This is a genomic window from Candidatus Propionivibrio aalborgensis (assembly GCF_900089945.1).
Lineage (GTDB): Bacteria > Pseudomonadota > Gammaproteobacteria > Burkholderiales > Rhodocyclaceae > Propionivibrio > Propionivibrio aalborgensis.
This window is the reverse complement of sequence record NZ_FLQY01000205.1, coordinates 1-453: the sequence shown is the minus strand read 5'-3', so window position 1 is coordinate 453 and position 453 is coordinate 1. Positions and strand designations below refer to the sequence as shown.

Here is a 453-nt window from a genome sequence, read left to right as displayed (position 1 = left end):
AAGATCAAGCGCCAGCTCGGTTTCCAGCGAATGGGCGAACGGCTTGCTCTTGCCATTGATCGCCAGCGGCGCCCCATTGACACTCGCCGAAAACGACGGCTCTACAACACTGTCAGTCGCATACGCCATGCTTGAAATGAAGGGCAAGCTCAGATTGATGTCACTGACAACATGCTTTTCGTCCACCGGGCGATCGTCGAATTCGACTGCGCCATCCGTAATCTGAATGTTGTTGAGAGAAAAAGGCGGTGTCGGACCGTCGCTCTTCGGCTTGGCCATGAACTCGTCAAACAGGTCGGAGAAGTTGTATTGCTTGTCCGTCAAGCGCACGACCCTGAGCTTGGGTTTCGCCAGACGAATCTCGCTTAGTACCGGACCACCCCGGAACAAGGAACTGGACTCAAGGTTCAGATACAGGCTATCGAAACCGGCAAAGATCTCGGCGCCCTCCCG

Annotated in this window: 1 protein-coding gene; it reads right to left on the bottom strand. The window is 55.2% G+C overall.

Features of this window, described 5'->3' with window-relative positions:
- Window positions 1–453 (bottom strand): DUF748 domain-containing protein (locus PROAA_RS10465; RefSeq protein ID WP_186411287.1); only part of this gene is annotated, 453 nt, incomplete at both ends.